The organism is Paraglaciecola mesophila (assembly GCF_009906955.1).
In the GTDB taxonomy this organism is placed as follows: Bacteria; Pseudomonadota; Gammaproteobacteria; order Enterobacterales; family Alteromonadaceae; genus Paraglaciecola; species Paraglaciecola mesophila_A.
This window is the reverse complement of the sequence record NZ_CP047656.1, coordinates 3048738-3064955: the sequence shown is the minus strand read 5'-3', so window position 1 is coordinate 3064955 and position 16218 is coordinate 3048738. Positions and strand designations below refer to the sequence as shown.

The following is a 16218-nucleotide window of genomic DNA, read 5'->3' as shown; positions in this document are numbered from 1 at the left end:
AGCAAGTTGTACAATTTACTTACAAAGCAGTTTTGTATTAATGGCCCTGTGACGAGATCTCGCTTTGTATTTATAATAATATGTTCGGCTGCGATGAAAAATAAAAACAAATTCAATGCAGCTCGTATTACAAAGTCAGGGAATATCATGATCAATAAATTAATTACTACAGCGCTGTTGTCGCTATTATCGATGAGTGCTGCGAACGCAGCTATCGACCAGACCAAAGGCGACTTCAAAGATAAGTTTCGCCAACTGGATGAATCTCTTCCCACGCCCAACGTATATCGTAATGCGGCAGGTCAGCCTGGTCACCAGTACTGGCAACAGGAAGTGGATTACAAAATAAAGGTGCATTTGAACGAGGAAAAACGTCGTTTAGAAGCCAGTGAAAGCATTACCTACACCAATAACTCGCCAGATACGCTAAAATATTTATGGCTGCAATTAGATCAAAATAAATTTAAAAATGACTCTATGTCAGCCATGACCACCACCTTTGGTGGTATTGGTGCGCGCGGGCCGGCAACACAAAGTGCAACATCGAGCAAACCTGCTCAATTAAGTCTAGCCGCCCTTCGTCGCGACCAATTTGTTGCAGACCATGAACTTGGCTACGACATACAAAAGGTAGTTGACGCAAAGGGCTCTAAACTGCACCACGTCATTGTCGGCACCAACATGCGTATAGATCTACCCAAGCCGCTAGCGCCGGGTAAGTCTGTGGATTTTGCTATCGATTTTGCCTACAACATTGTTGAAGAAGACGCAGTTTCGGCTCGCTCAGGTTACGAGCACTTCCCAGATGACGAACGTGAAGGCGGTAACGATATATTCTTACTTGCCCAATGGTTTCCGCGCTTGCATGCTTACACCGACTACGAAGCTTGGACTAACAAAGAGTTCATAGGTCGCGGTGAGTTCACGCTAGAGTTTGGTGATTATGATGTTGAAATGACCGTACCAGCAGATCATATCGTAAGCTCAACGGGCGTATTGCAAAACCCTAAGCAAGTGCTTACTTCCACGCAGCGTAAGCGTTTGAAGGACGCTGAAACAGCAAAACGCCCTGTTTTCGTGGTAACTGCTGAAGAAGCCTTAGAGAACGAGAAGGACGGTACCAGTAAAGAAAAAACCTGGAAGTTCAGCGCCAAAAATGTGCGTGACTTCGCGTGGGCATCGTCACGCAAGTTCATGTGGGATGCAAAAGGCCACGCACAAAAAGGGTCTGCTCAACCCTTAGTAATGGCGATGTCTTTCTACCCGAAAGAAGGCGGTGATTTATGGAAAAAATATTCTACTGAATCAGTGGTACATACCTTAGATGTGTATTCTCGCTTTTCGTTTGACTACCCATATCCAACCGCACAGTCGGTAAACGGCCCAGTGGGCGGCATGGAATATCCAATGATTTCGTTCAACGGCCCACGCACTGAATTACAAGACGACGGTAGCCGCACCTATTCTCAAGCAGAAAAGCGCTTCTTGATCGGCGTGGTGATCCATGAAGTGGGGCATAACTACTTCCCCATGATCGTCAACTCAGACGAGCGCCAGTGGTCATGGATGGATGAAGGTTTAAATAGCTTTTTAGATGGGGTAGCCGGTCGCGAATGGGATCCCACTATCCCTTGGGGCGTTGAGCCTAGAGACGTTGTAGGGTATATGAAATCTACCTCACAAGTGCCAGTGATGACCCAGTCTGATAGCGTATTGCACCTCGGTCCTAACGCTTATACCAAACCGGCTGTCGCGTTAAATATTTTGCGTGAAACCATTTTAGGCCGTGAGTTATTTGACTTCGCGTTTAAAGAATATGCCCAGCGCTGGATGTTTAAACGCCCAACGCCGTCAGACTTTTTCCGCACCATGGAAGAAGCCAGTGGTGTTGATCTAGATTGGTTTTGGCGTGGTTGGTTTTACACCACAGATCACGTTGATATCTCGCTGGATAAAATCTCTAAATTACGTTTAGACACTAAGGATCCTGATATCGACTTTGACCGTCAGCGCCAGGAAGAATTAGATAAACCTATGTCATTAACTGACGAGCGCAACAAAGCCGAAGGTAAAGAACTGTGGGTAGACCGCTTCCCTGATATTACTGATTTCTACGACGAAAACGATCGCTTCACAGTGACCAATAAAGAGCGTAATAAATACAATAAATTCCTAAAAGACCTAGAGCCTTGGGAACGCACCGCTTTTGAACGCGCTGTGAAAGAAGATAAGAATTACTATGTTATTGATTTTTCTAATAAAGGCGGGCTAGTTATGCCGATCATTTTAGAACTTACCTTTGCCGATGGCACAACTCAGAATCAGTATATACCTGCTGAGATATGGCGCCGTACGCCAAAGGCAGTCAGCAAGCTCATTATTACGGATAAGGACCAAGAATTAGTCAGTGTATCAGTGGATCCTCGCTGGGAAACCGCCGATGTCGATGTCAGCAACAATGACTATCCTCGTAAGATTATCCCTTCTCGTATCGAAGCATACAAAGCGAAGAAGAGTACGAAAAAAGTCTCTCGGGATATCATGCAAGACATTAAAACTGAGCTTAAAAGCAATGATGAAGACGAGAATGACGACTAGTCATGAGTAAGTTTTTGACTCGCAGTATCACCGTCTTGCTGCTTATTGCAGCAAGTTCGGTGTTTGCTCATCAGCAAAAAACAGCCATCAGTACGATACTGTTTAATCCTCGTACTGAAAATATAGAAGTCATGCATCGCTTTAATTTGCATGATGCCGAACATGCAGTACGGCATATTTTTGGCAAGAACGCTGACATCATTGGTTCGACTAAAACCCAGCGGCAGTTCAGTGAATACGTGAGCAAACGGTTTGCCATGAGCCAAGAAAACGGCCAAGCTATTTTACTGAAATCTGCAGGATTCGAAATCGATGGTAAGTTTTTTTGGGTATATCAAGAAACGGCTGAGCCCGAACAATTAGATAACTTGGTAATCAGCCACAATGCATTACGTGATTTATGGCCAAGTCAAATCAATACTATCAACGTAGAAGGAAAAGGGGATTTACAAACCCTTACCTTTGAAGATTCAATTGAACTACTAAAAGTAGAGTTTGATCATCATTAATTGGTGCTGAGCCGCTAAACTATCACTCATCAATGCCCGATTCTCTCATCGGGCATTTTTATATCTCACCTTACGCTTTTCCCGTGTATTCTATGCGATATTAACCGCACATAATGAGACATCAATGGCCACACTTTCAGATCAATCTAGGGTAAAGAAAACCGAACCTGTGGCTTGGCTCCTCTTTTTAGGTGTTTTATACACGCTATATTTCACCCAGAGTTTGCTGATGCCCGTTGTCGTCACGTCATTGATAGCCCTTCTTTTAAGCCCATTAGTAGCCGGCCTACAACGTTTACATATTCCGCGAACAGTATCTGCTTTCTTGTTGGTATCCACTTTGATCGCACCATTTACGTTTCTTGGTGCTGAGCTCGCTGAACCTGCGCAAAAATGGGCGAAGCTGGTGCCAGAACTTACCCAGCACATTACCGAGCAGCTCGATTCCATCAGTGATGCTATGGACGGAAAAGAGAATGCCACAGCACAAAACGATGATGATGACGGATTCAGTTTTTTTGGTATCTTCTCTGAAAAAGCAGAACAAGCCCCAGTGAAAAGTGATGACAATGCCATGTCGCAGCGCTTGAAGCAGGGCGGCTTAGAAATAATGCTTTCTGTACTATCGAGCACCCCATTGATTTTGGCGCAATTGATGACGGGGGTCATTCTAACCTTGTTCTTGCTTATTTTTGGACCAAAGCTATTTGAAGCCTTTATTTTGTATTTCCCGAAAATAACCGACAAAGATCAGGCTAGGTGTTTAGTTGCTACGATCCAAAAAGAACTCTCTCGCTACATAGTGACCGTGAGTATTATCAACGCTGGGCTAGGACTAAGCACTGCTCTGGTTTTGTACTTCATCGGTATTGAGGATGCCTTGTTATGGGGCGTATTGGCTGGCTTACTAAACTTTATACCCTATGTAGGCTCACTTATTGGCGCGACAATCTTAACGCTGGCGGGTTTGGTCCAGTTTGGCATGCAAGTGACAGCCCTTATCCCTCCAGGCGTGTACTTTGCATTAAATCTAATTGAGTCTCAATTTATTACTCCTACCGTACTTGGTCGCAATATGCAGCTCAACCCTTTAATCGTTGTGCTTTGGTTGCTCGTGTGGGGCTGGTTATGGGGTGCGGTTGGGGTGCTTTTAGCCGTACCTTTGTTGGTGTGCATTAAACTGACATTAGCCCAACTGAATATTTGGACCCACTGGCTTAAAATTATTGAAGCAAAAAGTGAGTAAAACCTAACTGAAATTATATGAAGTTAATAAAGACCGATTCTCACAGCTTAATTGATCCAGATCAAATTGCCCTCAGAGGTTTTCGCTAACCTTAAAAGCGAAAACTAACTCAGAGGAAACCAATTATGATGGCTTTAATACTGACCGATCCCGTCGCGTGGGGCTCAATTCTTGGTATAGGCATTATCATCGCCTTATGCTGCTATTATGCCTATTTGTTCGTGCATAATACGATTGAGAATCGCTAGGCCCAGTGACAATTGCAACTCAATTAGCTAAATAAAAAGCGGCAACACCATAGCGCGCTCTGACTTGCCGTTGCCAATCATCTCGTCATAAGGTGACAAATGAATTAGCTCTGCATAAGCAACGTTACACTCACTTAAAACCTCACGAATATGTTCGGTACTTCTGAACACTGCAGGTCTCTTAGTCTGCTTGTCAAAAACCACTCCTTTTCGACTCGCTATGGTCAATCTAAGTATGTACAGACTCATTTCATGCGACTCAACTGTCACCACTTCTATATCAGGTTTTTGTGTTGTAACGCTCTGCAACTCGTAGGTAAACATAGTTATATCATTCCACGTTAATGACTTACTTAGATAGGTAAATTCCCACCGTGCCTATGTTTACTGACAAGTTTTATGCGTGGATCAGCTAGTAATTGCTATATTTTCCTCATTTTCCTCGGGGTTTGCATGATGGGCGTGTTCTTTTCTCAATCTTGGCCACATCAAGGCGCTCGTTAACGCAAAAGCGAGTATCGTCATGCTTAACCAAATGGGTAGAGGGTGCGTTATGGCAACAGCGAGCACGAAAAAATACTTCACTATCTCTAGCCACCAACCTAGTCGTTTTACGGATAATATCTCACCCACTGAAACGCTGGCATAAACTATCCATGCAATAACCAATATTTGCTGTGTTACAACCAATTGCGTGATGTTGAGTAAAAACACTAAGCCAATAAACGTGGTTAGTCCGTGTTGAATTAACCCGTACACTTTTCGCAACGTTGAAAGAGGGATATCAAATTTCTCAAAACGGGTTAAGTCCACTCGCCCGAGCGGGTAATCGCGCTCCATATCTGCTGGGCGCCAGCCTGTTTTTCCAAACCACACTTTAAACTTATCTGACCATGCCTTGGTGCGCCAACTGTCTTTGATTAACTGTTGATACACATGAGTATTGGCGTAAATAGGGTTCCAACTGTGTAAAGCTTTACGAATACCGTAAATCGGTGGTTCCTCATCCAATTCATCCTGAAATGAGCCAAACAGACGATCCCAAATGATAAAAACACCACCGTAATTTCGGTCAATGTAAATTTGATTTTGCGCGTGGTGTGCTCTGTGGTTAGAGGGTGTAACGAATACCCACTCCAACCAGCCCAATCGACCAATGTGACGAGTATGAACCCAAAACTGATAGATAAGGTTAAGTGAGCCGACGCTCAGCAGCAGTAAAGGATCTACGCCAAGAAAAGCTAACGGAAGATAGAATATCCAACTTAAAAAGCTGCCACTGGTTTGACGCAAAGCAGTCGTCAAATTGTATTCTTCACTTGAATGGTGCACCACATGGGCCGCCCATAAAATGCTCATCTCGTGGCCAAACCTGTGGTTCCAGTAGTAACAAAAGTCATACAATACAAACGCCACCAGCCCGAGCCAAATATTATCTCCCAATGAAAAAAGAGCGTAATTTTCATAGAGCATGACGTATAAAGTGAATGGCACCAACGCTTTTAAAATACCGAACATACGACTCAGTACCCCAGCGGTTAAGCTGTTTATCGCATCATTAGTGCGATAGTAGTCGGTTTTTCTGACATACTCTGCTAATAGTTCTAGCGCGATTAATAAAAAGAAGAAGGGTATTGCATATATTATGTAACTCATTGCACAACGGCCTTAAACGAACATTTATTGACGGTTCCCTCTCTAAATTAAGACGTTCATTGCCTGTTAGCAACATTTTATTAACAAAAGTGTGGATGCAAATAACGCTAACCCACCGTCATAATTGAATTTTGAACGGTATAACGTGTCATATTAAATTCAATGATTTGAGATATATGCCCTTGATAGATTGATCTTTTATCACAACACTATAAGTTAGCAGGTAGAAGACGAAGTACTCTCAACAAAGTAACAAACAGGTACATTCATAGTTTCGGACCAAGTTAATGCCTCTAAAGGAGTTTTTATGAGTGAAGAAGACGTTAAAAGTAAATCACTAGTGCCTTATGTAGCGATAGCTGTTGTGCTAATCGTGGTAATTGGCGCGGTACTTTTTTGGCCTGCTGATAAACCCATAGAGCCAGTTCCGCCGGTTGATGTGCCAGTTACGACCATCCCAGAGGTTGAGCCGCTGCCCATGCCTGAAGAAGAGCCGATGGAAGAAGAACCAGAGGTGATGCCTGAACCCGAAGTTGAACCGGAACCCATTCCTGAGCCAGAACCTGTAGATACCAGTGACGGTGCGGTTAAAACCGAGTTGCTTAAGTTATCAGATTACGGTGAGCTAGCTCGTTTGTTGGTTAATGACGATTTACTACAACGTTTTGTGATCACTACCAATAATTTAGCGGATGAAGAATTACCCGCTAATCATCAAGTACTAGCGAAACCTGACCAAGCGTTTCGTACCTTTCAACAAGCCGATAAAGAATGGATAGATCCTGCCAGTTACAAACGTTACACCCCGTACGTTGATGTATTGGAATCGCTTGATCCGGAATCTTTAGAGCAGCTTTACCAAGAATATAAACCTGCAATCAACGAGATTTTTGCCGAAATAAGCAGCCCAGGACAAGATTTCGATGAAACCTTGATTGAGGCCATAGACTTGTTATTGGATACGCCTGAAGTCCCCATGCCTGTGGAAGTGTACACCGACAGCGTCATGTTTAAGTTCAAAGATCAACGCTTAGAAGCTTTGGCCGCCCCGCAAAAACAATTGCTGCGCACAGGCCCTGAGAATATGCGTCGTATTAAAGCGAAATTGCGCGAACTACGAACCGCTATCGCTGCCGATCAAGAGTAAACAACGGGACCATGGATTTAGCAAAACTACAAAAGCAGCTTGGCGATCAACAAGGCAAGCTGCCCCCAGTAGATAAATGGGATCCGGACTTTTGCGGTGACATGGATCTAGTTATAAAACACGATGGTAATTGGTTTTATATGGGCACGCCAATCGGCCGAAAAGCCCTAGTAAAACTTTTTGCTAGCGTGTTGAAAAAAGAAGGTGAAAAGTATTTCTTAGTCACGCCAGTAGAAAAACTTGGCATCACTGTCGAAGACGTTCCTTATGTTATCACGCAATGGGAACAGCAAGATGATTTGCTGGTGTTTACCACCCAGACTGACGAGCAAATTATTGTTAGTGCTGAAAACCCGGTTAAGTTAAAGAACGACAGTCAAAATAACCTCGCTTTGCCTTATATCAATGTTAGGCGTAATTTGTGGGCACGACTACATCAAAATGTGTACTACCAACTGATAGAACAAGCCGACCAGGAAGGTGACGCTTTGTATATCAACAGCGGCGACTACCGTTTTTGCTTAGGGCAACTCTAAGGTCCCCCCTGAAGACCCCAGTGCTGACGCTTTGTCGATAAAAATCATAGTGTTGTGATTACTTTACTGATGATACATTTCGTTAACATTTAGTGCGCGGTATCGTTTTGACCTGCTGAGCTAATTCCCCTAATCTGAATGCTCACTAGCTAAAACGAGAATAATACTATGCGAGTTTCGATTACCAGCATTGCCTTTATCGCTTCACTGATAAGTACTCAAACCATTGCAGCCACTTATATACAAGCCGGTAACCTTATTCCAGCAGACTCAGACAAGCTCATGAGTGAAGTAACCGTCGTGGTCGATGGGGATAAAATTAGCGAAATTCATCAAGGTTATGTCGTGGGTGGCGAACAAGATGAAGTAGTCGATCTTAAAGCGCATACTCTGATGCCGGGCTTAATGGACATGCACACTCATGTTACCTCTCAACACAACGGCCCAGCCAGTTATATGGAGCGTTTTACGCTTAACGAAGCAGACTATGCGATTAAAGGGGTGCAATACGCAAAACGCACACTACTCGCAGGTTTTACCACTATTCGTAATTTAGGGGATGCCTACAATGAGTCCGTGGCCCTGCGCAACGCTATCAACAAAGGGATAGTAGAAGGTCCGCGAATTTTCACCGCAGCTAAATCTATTGCGACAACGGGAGGCCATGCTGATCCCACTAACGGCACCGCGAAGAGAATCCAAGGTGATCCGGGACCAAATGAGGGTGTCATAAACGGCGTAGCGCAAGCCCGCAAAGCGGTACGTCAGCGCTACAAAGATGGTGCAGATTTAATAAAAATTACCGCCACAGGGGGCGTGTTATCAGTCGCGAAGAGTGGCCAAAATCCGCAATTTATGAACGATGAGTTACAAGCCATCGTAGATACCGCCAAAGATTACGGCATGACGATCGCCGTTCATGCTCACGGCAAAGAGGGTATGGAGCGCGCAGTAAAAGCCGGCGTAACCTCTATTGAACATGGCACTTACATGGACAAAGCAACCTTCAAACTAATGAAAAAACACAAAACCTACTATGTTCCCACTGTCATGGCAGGAAACTGGGTAGCTGAAAAAGCCAAAATTGATGGCTTCTTCCCCGAACTTGTCAGACCAAAAGCCGCCACCATCGGTCCACTGATTTTACAAACCTTATCCGATGCCCACAATGCTGGGGTAAAAATAGCTTTTGGCACCGATTCAGGTGTGTCAGCACATGGTGATAACGGTTTAGAATTTGTACTTATGGTAGAAGCGGGTATGAAACCCATCGAGGCTATTCGTGCCGCGACCTATCATGGTGCAAGCTTGATCAACCAACTTGATAACTTAGGAACAGTAGAAACCGGAAAGTACGCTGACTTAGTGGCTGTTGAGGGAAATCCACTCGACGACATTAAGCAGATGCAGCACGTCACCTTTGTAATGAAAAACGGCAAGATTTACAAAGCCCCTGAAGCATAACTCAACTGAATACAATGCCAGCAGCATAACCCGTTAACCTAACACAGGATAGCTATGCTGCTCGGTCATTACGTTGAACAACATATCACGAATTCTACCCTTAACGACTTTGGAGCAACCTATGATTTTGACCCACCGCACACTATCCATATTCACTGCTGCTAGCTTATTAATTAGCGGCTCTGCATTTTCTGCTGAATCCACTTTAAAAGAAAAAGTACAAGCGGCCATGGCAAGTGATATACGCCAAACAAGCGACACTGAACGTGACGAAAATCGTAAACCTCTGGAAACACTATCCTTCTTTGGCTTACAGCCTGACATGCGCATTGTGGAGCTTATTCCTGGTGGTGGCTGGTACACTAAAATACTGGCGCCAGTTGTCGCTGATAAAGGGCAATATTATGCTGCTATCGGCAGCGGTAGAGTGGCAGAAAGGTTATTCAATCAACCCGGTTTTGAAAAAGCGAAAACGACTGCTGAAGATGCACGCTTATGGCGTGAAGACGGTGCGCGCTTTTACTCCCTTGATGTTGATTCACTCGGTGTAAGTGATGTGGATATGGTCCTGACGTTTCGCAACTATCATAACTTTAATGAACAAGGCCGCCGTAAAATGAATGAAGTAGCATTTGCAGCCTTAAAACCCGGTGGAATCTATGCTGTGGTGGATCACACGGCACGCCATAATGAACCAGCTAGCAACGCAAACCGTCGAAGAATTGATCCTGTAATGGCGATCCATGAAATTCAACAAGCTGGTTTCGAGCTGGTGGATGTTAGCGACTTACACTACAGAGAAGACGACGAGCTAAGATATGAAGTCGGAGCCAAAAGCGTGACGGGTAACACAGACCGCTGGACCTTAAAATTCAAAAAGCCAGAGTGAAAATAAAAACACATAAAAACAATAACTTAAATTAAAAAAATCGACCTTTCTTGCGTTCCGACTAGCGGTTTCTCAAGAAAGGTTAATAAACTTAACAATAATAATTGATAATCATTCTCATTTGCGTTAATTTGATAAAACGCTTTCAACACGAGAATCGATATGTCACATAACTTTCTATGTCCTAACCATCGTCAATGGTTAGCAACTAATCCGCTAGCTGCACATACGCATTTGCGTGAAACACAAGACACAGGTCAATACTACCGTGATCAGGGAGCTTGGCAGCAAGCTTTACCTTATTTAGGCTGCGCTTATGAAACAGCTGAAATTGTTATGACACAAGCCGATAGGCAAACCTCTGCAAAAGTCGTCGACTTTACCGCAACGGCAGTCTTATTAGCTGATACTCTGCAAAAACTTGGACAGAAAGCCCTTAGTTTAGCCATCTACGATCAAGCTCAAAAGCGTCTAAAGCCCGAACTAACCTTAAGCTACCAGCAGCCTAAGCTTCAGCGCTGCGTGATAGATTGCATTAAGTCTTTGGCCTTAGGTGCGGGCTTCCATCAGAAGTTTATGCACAGCCAGACAAACGAAGAACACGCACTTCATTAATCATCAGACTGGGTGGAATTATGCAAAATTATGCCGCAAAGACGTGTGAACAAGAGCAATTTGTACCCATTCAATTACGTGTGGATGTACTCAAACGCCTGTTAGCTGAGCACTATGTGTGTGCGGAGGAACTGCATTGTGATTGTACACGTAGTAAGCGCATATTAATGCGTTTACTATTACAAGCCGCTGCTGTTTAGCTCAGCGGCTTAATTAAGAAGCCTATTTATTTAACTTATTTAGAAGTGAGTACTAACTTTTTTCCTTGCGGATCAAATAACGATATGGTTTACCCACAACGTCGCTGGCAAGTAAGGTATGCCCCATAAAGCGACAGAAGCTGGGTATATCACGCGTTGTGGAATGGTCATCAGCACTGATCGCCAATGTCTCACCTAACTGCATATTGCGAATACTCAAACGCACCATCATTACAGGTTCAGGGCAACGAAGGCCAATCGCATCAAGTTGATGATTGGCCGCGTCAAAATCTTCAGTAGCCACTTCAGATCCCATAATCAACACGGTATTGCTTGATGTTAACTAAGTGGGCTGCCAATTCAGGCTGCGATTCTACTTGTGTCTGCAAGTATTCAATTAAATCAGCTAAGCTAACAATCGATACTACTTTCGTAGCAAAATCGCGCTCAACTTCTTGGATCGCAGACAACTCGCCTTGGCCTTTTTCCTGACGATCAAGCGCGATTAACACGCCAGCAAGGCTCGCTTCGTGGGCAGCAATTAGCGCCATTGATTCACGAATTGCCGTACCTGCCGTGATCACGTCATCCACTAACATGACTTTGCCAACCAACGCACTGCCTACCAAATTACCGCCTTCGCCATGGGTTTTCGCTTCTTTGCGATTAAAACAATAAGGCTTATCAACGTCGTGCTTATCAGCCAATGCTACCGCAGTTGTTGTTGCAATAGGGATGCCTTTATACGCAGGGCCAAACAACAAGTCGTAGTCAATTTTCGACGTTTGTAATGCCTGAGCGTAATACTGGCCTAATTTAGCCAAATCGCGACCAGTATTAAACAAGCCAGCATTGAAAAAATAGGGGCTTTTACGTCCCGATTTCAAAGTGAATTCACCGAATTTGAGCACACCACGGCCCAAGGCAAATTCAATAAACTCTTTTTGATAATCTAGCATTTATCTACCTGTATATTGAGATCTGAGTTGTTGTCGGCTTTAGTTCAACGCAGCTTTTTGTTCGTCGAACAATTCACGAATACCGTGTTTTGCCAGCTCTAACATTTCATGCATTTCTTCGATGCTAAACGGTTCGCCCTCTGCAGTGCCTTGTACTTCAATCATCTTGCCGGTGTCAGTCATCACCACGTTCATATCGGTTTCAGCGTCTGAATCTTCTGTGTATTCCAAATCAGCAATGGCATTGCCTTTGTAAATCCCTACAGAAATTGCTGCGATCATGTGCTTCATTGGGTTGGTTTTGATGATCCCTTTGCTACGCATCCACGTTAGGGCGTCAACTAAAGCAACACATGCTCCTGTGATAGAGGCAGTACGAGTTCCACCATCGGCCTGAATCACATCACAATCAACCACTATCGTATTTTCACCAAGTAGTTTTAAGTCAAGAGCCGCCCGTAATGAACGGGCGATTAAACGCTGAATTTCTAACGTGCGGCCACCTTGCTTACCACGCGCAGCTTCACGGTCTGAACGGGTATGCGTGGCGCGAGGCAACATGCTGTATTCAGCTGTAACCCAGCCTTTCCCTTGACCTTTCATAAAACGAGGCACACCCTCAGTCACAGAGGCGTTACACAACACTTTGGTGTTGCCGAATTCTATCAGTACAGAGCCTTCTGCATGGCAAGTGAAATTTCGGGTAATAGTTACTGGGCGAATTTGGCTAGCAGTTCTGTCGTTCGGACGCATGAATAACTCCTTTAAATAATTTGCGCGCATTATACCCAAATGACGGCGCGGGTTCTTACAAAAATGCCGGCAAATTATCACTTATCTGTCACAGAAAACGTCAGAAAAAATGTTAGCTATCGCGCATGGCCGTCACAGGGGTATAATACCTATCAGTTTTCACCAAGGAATTAACCTAATGATTTACAGCATGACCGCATTTGCCCGTCGCGAACTCAAAGCACAGTGGGGTACAGCCGTATGGGAAATCCGCTCCGTCAACCAACGCTTTCTCGAAACATACTTTCGTCTTCCAGAGCAATTCAAAAGTTTAGAGCCCATTTTACGTGAACGTTTTCGCAAGCAATTACAACGGGGCAAGGTAGAGTGCGCGCTGCGCTTCGTAGCAAACGATGCTGCAGTGGGTAAACTCAGTTTAAATGAAGATTTAGCTCGTCAGGTTATGGACGCTGCCGATTGGGTGCAATCTCATGGTCAATCATCAGGTGTAAATCCGTTAGACGTGTTGCGCTGGCCGGGTGTTATCGCAGCAGAAGAAACCGACATGGAAGGTATTCAAGCTGATATTTTAGCTGAGTTTGATGCCACCCTGACTGACTTTATCACTGCCCGTGCCACCGAAGGCACAAATCTTAAAGCCATGATCGAGCAACGCCTTGACGGTATTCAGGTGGAAGTCGACAAAGTATCGCAGCATATGCCGGATGTCATCCAATGGCAAAAAGACAAAATACTTGCCCGCTTTGAAGAAGCTAAGATTGAACTTGATGCCACCCGAGTGGAACAAGAAATGATCATGCTGGCACAAAAAGTCGATGTCGCCGAAGAGCTCGACCGCTTAGTGTCACACATAGGTGAAACACGCAAAATCCTCAAAAAAGGCGGTGCAGTAGGTCGCCGGCTAGATTTTATGATGCAAGAATTTAACCGCGAGTCAAACACACTAGGCTCAAAGTCAATTAATAGTGACATCACTCAATCCGCTGTGGAACTAAAAGTGTTGATTGAACAAATGCGCGAGCAGATAGCTAATATAGAATAAATTTCCTGACATGATTTAACCAAACACCACGAACACTATGGGCTTATCAAACTTTTTGGCCACATTGAAATACATGATAAGCCCTCGTATATTTGGGTCACTTGTGGCTATGTCTTTATTATTTATTCTCCGCCTTTGCCTCCCCTTTTTTGCTCTATCGCTTAGTCTCTCTTCTGCTCCACCTTTATGCGGGAAGTCATAGTTTGTTAACCCTGCACTGTGTCCGTAGAAAGCGGCTAGCTTTGCTATCATTCAACGCCACGACGGCCAAAAAAACACTGTAAGGCCCCATCGTATTGTATTGATTTTTATAAAAAATAGGATAAATATTCGTTTGTTATCAACAAAATCAATAAAGAGTTTCCTTTTAAAATTCATTGTTTTTATACCTCCTAAAATTAAAATTCTTTCCCGTTAACCACCCCACGTTAATTCAACACTCTTTCAAGCTTCTTATAAATTTGCTGCACATGCGTCAGCCTTGATGCGGTGCGTATAAGGAATTTTTCTTTCAGACTTTTACGAGGAAAACATGTTTAACTTAATCACTAAACGTCAGGCGAATTTGAAGAACGATGTTCTGGCTGGTCTAACGGCCGTGCTGACATTGATCCCAGAAGCGGTCGCTTTTACTTTTGTCGCGGGTATTGATCCGATGATGGGATTGTACGGCTCGTTTTTCATTGGCTTGATCACGGCGATATTTGGTGGCCGCACTATCATGATTTCTGGTGCAGCGGGTTCAATGGCCGTGGTCACTACTGCCTTTATTATTATGTTTGGCTTGGAGTATCTGTTAGCTGCCGTCATTTTGACCGGTATTTTACAAGTGCTATTTGGCATATTCAAAATGGGTAAATTCATTCGGCTGCTACCTCATCCTGTTATGCTTGGGTTTGTAAATGGCCTCGCGATTGTTATCGGCTTAGCACAATTTAACCAATTCAAAGACAATACCCACGTCGTGTTTGATGCCCAGAATAATTTCTTTACGTATGCTGGTGATTGGCTTTCTCTAACCAGTCCTGAAATGCTGACAATGATGGGTCTTATTGCGCTGACGATGGCAATAGTGCATTTTCTGCCCAAGGTCACTAAAGCTGTACCAGCCCCTTTGGCTGCAATTATACTATGCACCTTACTAGTATCATTCACTCCGTTACAATCAAAACTAGTCAGCCAAGTCGCGCTTGATCAGCGCACGTCAATGATCGAAAAACAAATCATTGATGAACGATTCGATGCCATTAAAGACACGATCCCCTACGGGCAATATGACGCGGTGGCAACGCAGATTGCCGCTGACCGTCCTTCACAAGCGCAAATAAACGCAAGATGGAATGAAAACCAACAAAGAATGCTCGACAGTGGTGAAAAAGAACATGCTAATCCCTTAGATGGTAGTTTAAGAGGAGAAATACCGAGCTTGCATATTCCGACCTTAAATTGGGATTTGTCAGACTCCAGTGCCACGAGCGCACTGATAACCGTATTCTTTTTAGCTCTAGTATTAGCATCAGTCGGGTTGATTGAATCACTGATGACTCTATCTCTCATAGATGAAATTACACAGACTAAAGGGCGCAGTAATAAAGAAGCTATCGCCCAAGGGTCAGGCAATATACTAAGTGGATTTTTCGGCGGCATGTGTGGGTGCGCTATGATAGGACAAAGCATGATCTGTCTTAATTCGGGTGGCCGAGGTCGCATGGCCGGCATATCAACCGCCTTGTTTATGTTGGTCTTTATTATGTTCTTCCCTAGTGTAATTGAAATGATCCCAGTTGCCTCACTGATTGGCGTGATGTTCATGGTGGTAATTGCAACCTTTGAATGGACTTCACTACGCCTTTTTGGCAAGGTGCCTAAGTCTGAAATTTTCATCATCGTCTGTGTTTCCACAGTAACTGTAATCTTCGATTTAGCAATTGCCGTGAGCATTGGTGTGATTTTGTCGGCACTCGTTTATGCTTGGAATAGCGCCAAACATATTACCGTAACCGTAGAAGAAGCTGAAAAGGGCAAAACCTATCACCTTGGCGGTAATTTGTTTTTTGGCTCGATCACTGACTTCAAAGCTAAATTCAATCCGTCCCAAGACCCAAATTGTGTCGCAATTGATTTTTCTCGCGCCCGTATATTTGACCAATCTGCAATTGAAGCTGTACAGAGTATTAGTGAGAAATACAAAAAGCAGGGCAAAACTGTTTATTTACGCAACTTAAATAGTGAGTCAGCTCACTTACTGCGAAAAGCTAACGATATTGTCGAAGTGAATATAGAAAACACACTTACAGCCTAAGATTATAGCGCTAAGAACTAATCAGAATGCTCACCTCGTTTAAGATCTGCGGGG

Annotated in this window: 17 protein-coding genes; 12 read left to right on the top strand and 5 right to left on the bottom strand. The window is 44.0% G+C overall.

Annotation, left to right across the window (positions count from 1 at the left end; translation table 11 throughout):
• Positions 1–147: 147 nt before the first annotated feature.
• From FX988_RS13260 to FX988_RS21830, 4 genes are all read left to right on the top strand, one after another.
• Positions 148–2598: a M1 family metallopeptidase gene (locus FX988_RS13260; RefSeq protein WP_160180481.1), complete on the top strand. Its 2451-nt coding sequence runs from the start codon at positions 148–150 to the stop codon at positions 2596–2598.
• 2 nt (positions 2599–2600) lie between these two features.
• On the top strand, positions 2601–3107 hold the full coding sequence (locus FX988_RS13255) for a DUF6702 family protein (RefSeq protein ID WP_160180479.1): 507 nt from the start codon (positions 2601–2603) through the stop codon (positions 3105–3107).
• Positions 3108–3231: 124 nt separating this feature from the next.
• Positions 3232–4353 (top strand): AI-2E family transporter, encoded by a 1122-nt coding sequence (locus FX988_RS13250; RefSeq protein ID WP_160180477.1) that lies wholly within the window; start codon positions 3232–3234, stop codon positions 4351–4353.
• A 125-nt stretch (positions 4354–4478) separates the two neighbouring features.
• Entirely contained in the window at positions 4479–4601 is a 123-nt protein-coding gene (locus FX988_RS21830; RefSeq protein WP_007103005.1) for a hypothetical protein, read from the top strand.
• A 27-nt stretch (positions 4602–4628) separates the two neighbouring features.
• On the opposite strand, the gene FX988_RS13245 is transcribed toward FX988_RS21830, so the two are convergent.
• Positions 4629–4925, bottom strand: a complete 297-nt coding sequence (locus tag FX988_RS13245; protein WP_160180476.1) for a DUF6482 family protein — start codon at positions 4923–4925, stop codon at positions 4629–4631.
• Between the two features lie 84 nt (positions 4926–5009).
• Entirely contained in the window at positions 5010–6257 is a 1248-nt protein-coding gene (locus tag FX988_RS13240) for a sterol desaturase family protein (protein WP_160180474.1), read from the bottom strand.
• A 307-nt stretch (positions 6258–6564) separates the two neighbouring features.
• Between FX988_RS13240 and FX988_RS13235 the strand changes: the two genes are divergently transcribed.
• The 6 genes from FX988_RS13235 to FX988_RS13210 all read left to right on the top strand — a co-directional run bounded on the left by FX988_RS13235 (position 6565) and on the right by FX988_RS13210 (position 11108).
• The gene (locus FX988_RS13235; RefSeq protein WP_160180473.1) at positions 6565–7404 is read left to right on the top strand and encodes a DUF3014 domain-containing protein; all 840 of its coding nucleotides are present in this window, start codon (positions 6565–6567) and stop codon (positions 7402–7404) included.
• Positions 7405–7415: 11 nt separating this feature from the next.
• Positions 7416–7940, top strand: a complete 525-nt coding sequence (locus FX988_RS13230; RefSeq protein ID WP_160180471.1) for a DUF1285 domain-containing protein — start codon at positions 7416–7418, stop codon at positions 7938–7940.
• A gap of 168 nt (positions 7941–8108) precedes the next feature.
• Positions 8109–9404, top strand: coding sequence for a metal-dependent hydrolase family protein (locus tag FX988_RS13225; RefSeq protein WP_160180469.1), 1296 nt, complete (start codon positions 8109–8111; stop codon positions 9402–9404).
• 121 nt (positions 9405–9525) lie between these two features.
• Entirely contained in the window at positions 9526–10293 is a 768-nt protein-coding gene (locus FX988_RS13220) for a class I SAM-dependent methyltransferase (RefSeq protein WP_160180467.1), read from the top strand.
• A gap of 162 nt (positions 10294–10455) precedes the next feature.
• The gene (locus FX988_RS13215; protein WP_160180465.1) at positions 10456–10908 is read left to right on the top strand and encodes a hypothetical protein; all 453 of its coding nucleotides are present in this window, start codon (positions 10456–10458) and stop codon (positions 10906–10908) included.
• A 20-nt stretch (positions 10909–10928) separates the two neighbouring features.
• Positions 10929–11108: a hypothetical protein gene (locus tag FX988_RS13210; RefSeq protein WP_160180463.1), complete on the top strand. Its 180-nt coding sequence runs from the start codon at positions 10929–10931 to the stop codon at positions 11106–11108.
• 52 nt (positions 11109–11160) lie between these two features.
• Here the strand turns inward: FX988_RS13210 and tusA are convergent, their stop codons facing one another.
• Genes tusA through rph form a run of 3 tightly spaced genes read right to left on the bottom strand, consistent with a single transcriptional unit; the run spans position 11161 to position 12820 of the window.
• A complete protein-coding gene (gene tusA / locus FX988_RS13205) occupies positions 11161–11424 on the bottom strand; it encodes a sulfurtransferase TusA (RefSeq protein WP_412761899.1) in 264 nt (87 codons plus the stop codon).
• Positions 11414–12067: an orotate phosphoribosyltransferase gene (pyrE, locus tag FX988_RS13200; RefSeq protein ID WP_160180460.1), complete on the bottom strand. Its 654-nt coding sequence runs from the start codon at positions 12065–12067 to the stop codon at positions 11414–11416. The genes tusA and pyrE overlap by 11 nt, the downstream gene beginning before the upstream one ends.
• A gap of 39 nt (positions 12068–12106) precedes the next feature.
• On the bottom strand, positions 12107–12820 hold the full coding sequence (gene rph, locus FX988_RS13195; protein WP_007987144.1) for a ribonuclease PH: 714 nt from the start codon (positions 12818–12820) through the stop codon (positions 12107–12109).
• Between the two features lie 178 nt (positions 12821–12998).
• Between rph and FX988_RS13190 the strand changes: the two genes are divergently transcribed.
• Positions 12999–13862, top strand: coding sequence for a YicC/YloC family endoribonuclease (locus FX988_RS13190; protein ID WP_007987142.1), 864 nt, complete (start codon positions 12999–13001; stop codon positions 13860–13862).
• A gap of 532 nt (positions 13863–14394) precedes the next feature.
• Complete coding sequence (locus FX988_RS13185; protein ID WP_160180458.1) at positions 14395–16164, top strand: SulP family inorganic anion transporter; 1770 nt, start codon at positions 14395–14397, stop codon at positions 16162–16164.
• Positions 16165–16218 lie beyond the last annotated feature (54 nt).

What these genes read in the sequence shown, in the direction of transcription:
- FX988_RS13225 (WP_160180469.1), top strand. Translation starts at nt 8,109, where the DNA reads ATGCGAGTTTCGATTACCAGCATTGCCTTTATCGCTTCACTGATAAGT.
- FX988_RS13250 (WP_160180477.1), top strand. Translation starts at nt 3,232, where the DNA reads ATGGCCACACTTTCAGATCAATCTAGGGTAAAGAAAACCGAACCTGTG.
- FX988_RS21830 (WP_007103005.1), top strand. Translation starts at nt 4,479, where the DNA reads ATGATGGCTTTAATACTGACCGATCCCGTCGCGTGGGGCTCAATTCTT.
- FX988_RS13215 (WP_160180465.1), top strand. Translation starts at nt 10,456, where the DNA reads ATGTCACATAACTTTCTATGTCCTAACCATCGTCAATGGTTAGCAACT.
- tusA (WP_412761899.1), bottom strand. Translation starts at nt 11,424, where the DNA reads ATGGGATCTGAAGTGGCTACTGAAGATTTTGACGCGGCCAATCATCAA.
- FX988_RS13240 (WP_160180474.1), bottom strand. Translation starts at nt 6,257, where the DNA reads ATGAGTTACATAATATATGCAATACCCTTCTTCTTTTTATTAATCGCG.
- FX988_RS13230 (WP_160180471.1), top strand. Translation starts at nt 7,416, where the DNA reads ATGGATTTAGCAAAACTACAAAAGCAGCTTGGCGATCAACAAGGCAAG.
- FX988_RS13255 (WP_160180479.1), top strand. Translation starts at nt 2,601, where the DNA reads ATGAGTAAGTTTTTGACTCGCAGTATCACCGTCTTGCTGCTTATTGCA.
- FX988_RS13185 (WP_160180458.1), top strand. Translation starts at nt 14,395, where the DNA reads ATGTTTAACTTAATCACTAAACGTCAGGCGAATTTGAAGAACGATGTT.
- FX988_RS13245 (WP_160180476.1), bottom strand. Translation starts at nt 4,925, where the DNA reads ATGTTTACCTACGAGTTGCAGAGCGTTACAACACAAAAACCTGATATA.
- FX988_RS13220 (WP_160180467.1), top strand. Translation starts at nt 9,526, where the DNA reads ATGATTTTGACCCACCGCACACTATCCATATTCACTGCTGCTAGCTTA.
- FX988_RS13210 (WP_160180463.1), top strand. Translation starts at nt 10,929, where the DNA reads ATGCAAAATTATGCCGCAAAGACGTGTGAACAAGAGCAATTTGTACCC.
- FX988_RS13260 (WP_160180481.1), top strand. Translation starts at nt 148, where the DNA reads ATGATCAATAAATTAATTACTACAGCGCTGTTGTCGCTATTATCGATG.
- FX988_RS13190 (WP_007987142.1), top strand. Translation starts at nt 12,999, where the DNA reads ATGATTTACAGCATGACCGCATTTGCCCGTCGCGAACTCAAAGCACAG.
- FX988_RS13235 (WP_160180473.1), top strand. Translation starts at nt 6,565, where the DNA reads ATGAGTGAAGAAGACGTTAAAAGTAAATCACTAGTGCCTTATGTAGCG.
- rph (WP_007987144.1), bottom strand. Translation starts at nt 12,820, where the DNA reads ATGCGTCCGAACGACAGAACTGCTAGCCAAATTCGCCCAGTAACTATT.
- pyrE (WP_160180460.1), bottom strand. Translation starts at nt 12,067, where the DNA reads ATGCTAGATTATCAAAAAGAGTTTATTGAATTTGCCTTGGGCCGTGGT.